The organism is Edaphobacter aggregans DSM 19364, assembly GCF_000745965.1.
In the GTDB taxonomy this organism is placed as follows: Bacteria; Acidobacteriota; Terriglobia; order Terriglobales; family Acidobacteriaceae; genus Edaphobacter; species Edaphobacter aggregans.
The window spans coordinates 1-3,209 of the sequence record NZ_JQKI01000271.1 but is presented as its reverse complement, the minus strand read 5'-3'; the positions used below and the strand labels follow the sequence as shown (position 1 = coordinate 3,209).

Below are 3,209 nucleotides of genomic sequence, written 5' to 3'. Positions count from 1 at the left end.
ATCCTGGGGGTGTGGGGGCAAAGCCCCCGCAAGCATGGGTCGCCGACCAAGACTGCCTTCTTAAGCAGGACGCCCTCTCATAATGCGTGCATTGGGCTGTTCTCGTAAACTGAGGATCAATCCCAGAATATTACGGATAAAGGGCTGATTCGCAAGGTTGCAGAATTTAGAAAGAGGCATTCATCGCATGCGACAAGAACAACGCCGTTATCAATTCGCTGGATCCTGCATTCTTTTCTTTATTGCCGCGCAGACTTTCCAGGAACTCGCCACCCGGTTTTGGATCCCGGATGCACACGGGCCAGAGCACGAACTGTTGATCTATTTGCTGCCAATGGATCGCGCTCGGGCGCTTCTCATTCTTTCCTCGATCCTTCTTCTCGTCATACCCTACATCGCGATCGCGATGCGCTACTGGTCAGCGACCCCGATTGCTGCCTTGACAGGACTGATCGCGGGAATCTCATTTATTGGGTTTGAATTTACGGCTCGCAGCATGGACTTCTTTGTCGTCGGGCAAAGGTGGGCCAATTCATTCCGCACTAGCGGCTCCCCGGTGGAGAAGGCAATGATCGTGCACCGGTACCTGCTTTGGAGCGATATGGCGCGGGGTATTTATTTTGAGATCATGCTTTCATTTCTGCTGGCGTCCTGCGCTTTCCTTTATGCCACCTTGCAGGATCAGGATCGCTGGTCGCGGCTTGCGTCACTTGCCTTTGCGATCAACATTCTTCGCCTGTTAGGCCGCATAAGCAGCACATTCGCCGGCCAGACATGGCTCGACGCACTGAATAACTCCGCCTATTTTCCCATCGTATTTGTGATCAATTGCCTGCTTGCAGCGTGGTTCTTCCACCTGGCGAATAGCCCATTGAGCCCAGCAAGAGTCAGGGAATAGGTGCAACCTACGTGGAACGCGATTAGAGACTGATGACCGTCAGCTATTCGAGCAAACCGCACCTTACGGGCAAACCGCACCTTACTGCCTGTTGCTCCGACCGGAGTCGCCATGCCGCCTCGGACAGCTGCATTTGGCAATCGAGACCGCTTCGAACTAAATGGCAAGATTGGATTGCACCGGGCGGCAGGATAATAGTGCATCGGGAATGCCGCCAGTGGCAGCATAATGTTGCACGCAGTGGCAGCATTCCATTGCAACCAGCAGCCCAACACTCGAAGTTGCCGCTAACCCCGTTTTTGAGGAATAGGATCTTCCCACTAATTCCACTTTTAGAACGACCATGCTAATGCCATCATGGTTTCATTTTTGAAATGAGACCTTGTTGGTAACTCTCCGATTCGGTCGTACGCCCATATTGAGCCGCCTTCCAAAGGAGTTGGCGACCTTCTGAAATCTGGCCTGATCGAAGCAGTTGTGAACCACGTTCAACGCAGGCCCGCCTCATTGTCGGTTCCTCACCATAGCCGCTGCGTCGAACCGTGTCGCGGAGCCATTCGGTGGACTGCTCACCTTCTCCGATCCGAGCGTAATAATCCGCAATCCCACTGCTCACGTCGGGATGGAACAGAGCACTCTCACGATAGGCGCGGGACATCGCACGCACGGGGCCTGAGAAGTCTTTCTCTTTGGTGGAAGTAAGAGCGCCAAGAAGAGTCCAATCCGCCCGCCGAAAGCGTTCCGGTGCCGCTTTCACCAAGTACCGCAGTAATGTATTTGCCTGGCCGGCGAACGTCCCGAAAGAGGTCTCCATGTACTGGTCCAACAGAACCTCTGAAAGGAGCGCGTCCAAGAAAAGTGGGCTCTCCGGCGATATCCCGGTCAAAAGGTTCGGTGCGGGGTCGGTCGTGGGGCGGGCAGCAGGCGCAGATTTCGGAATCAGGGTATTAAGAAAAGCGACTGCGAAGGGGGATGCAAGGACATTTCCGTATTGAAGGGTGAATGGGGCAGAAGCCCCACTCGAGTTGACAAGGAGAACGAAGGACGTCTTCTTCTCTGGCACCCGAACGATGAGAGCGGAATAGGAGTCGCCCCAGCCATAGTGCCAATGCACCTTCAGGTTTGACACCACTTGGGTGCTCCAGCCTAGTCCATAAGGACTTCGAGAGCCTCCATTGAGGACAAAGGGTGTCGTCATCAGGTTGTAGTACTCAGCTGGGATTAGAACATTATCGTCGAGCGCCGTCATGTATTTCACAAGGTCATCAAGGCAGGTGAAAACGTTCGTTGCCGGAAACAGAGTGGAGCTATATCCGGGCATTGCCTCATCGCGGACCGGCACTTTGTGGTTGGAGTCGAGCAGATAAGGCGTAACCAGCTTCGCTCGGTGTGCCTTATCGGCCTCGCCAGGATAGCCGCCGACAGTCCCTTGCATATCGAGAGGCTGAAGGATGCGGTGGGATAGTTCCTGCGACACCGCCTGGTAATGCTGCTTGTTCCCGCTCATCGACTCAAACACGCCATAGAGGAAGTTGTAACGGCTCCCGCTGTAGACAAAGTTGTCGCCGGGTGTGCCCTCTGAGGTGTGGCTGAGAACATGTTTGAGACGGGTGTTTGCATCGAGGAGTCGATCTGACGAAAAGCCTACGGAGAGAAACGGATAGTCCAGAACGTAATCGTCTATGTTAAGTCTCTTCTCTCTCTGAAACTGCATCATCATCACGGCTGTAAAGGTTTTCGTAAGGGATGCGACATTGAAGATGTTGTCGCGTTGCATTGGGAGTTTTCCCTCGATGTCCGCGAATCCCTCGGCTTGCACGTCAACTAATCTTCCGCCGCGCACGACGCCGGCGACGAAGCCAGGAAATCTGAGCGCATCTGCAACACCTTTGATTTGATTTTTTAGAGGTGACGCGTCCCCAGCTTCACCGAAGGACGGGTTTGTGTCGCAACTAGTGAGGCTGCGACCGACGTTCTGATGAAGTCCCTGCGCGTTGTGATCATTACCCCTCGTTTCAATCCTTGTTGAAAGATGCAAAGCCCAACTCTTAATAGTTACCACGCCGAAGATGAATGGTTCGGATGCAAAATCTCGACACCTGAGAGGCTCCGACTGGCGAGATCATCAACCCGATGACCCAAACATCGCTCCCGCGCGGGGTAAAAACGCAATCTCAAAGTCCGGTTCGTACGCAATTCCACGTTTCTCCCCGCAGGAGTTTCGTAACAGTCCCCCACCGGTGTTTCCGACCCGCGATAGATGAAACGTGCAAGGGAGTTGGTGTAGAGTGTTTTCGCGTCGTGGGCATAG

The 3,209-nt window shown here is 53.9% G+C and carries 2 protein-coding genes; one reads left to right on the top strand and one right to left on the bottom strand.

Annotation, left to right across the window (positions count from 1 at the left end; translation table 11 throughout):
- Window positions 1-187 precede the first annotated feature (187 nt).
- On the top strand, window positions 188-898 hold the full coding sequence (locus tag Q363_RS31000; protein ID WP_035358490.1) for a hypothetical protein: 711 nt from the start codon (window positions 188-190) through the stop codon (window positions 896-898).
- A gap of 355 nt (window positions 899-1,253) precedes the next feature.
- On the opposite strand, the gene Q363_RS30995 is transcribed toward Q363_RS31000, so the two are convergent.
- The gene (locus Q363_RS30995) at window positions 1,254-2,960 is read right to left on the bottom strand and encodes a serine hydrolase domain-containing protein (RefSeq protein WP_281176114.1); all 1,707 of its coding nucleotides are present in this window, start codon (window positions 2,958-2,960) and stop codon (window positions 1,254-1,256) included.
- Between the last annotated feature and the right edge of the window lie 249 nt (window positions 2,961-3,209).

Excerpts from the sequence above, each read along its gene's own strand:
- Q363_RS31000 (WP_035358490.1), top strand. The coding sequence starts at position 188 with ATGCGACAAGAACAACGCCGTTATCAATTCGCTGGATCCTGCATTCTT.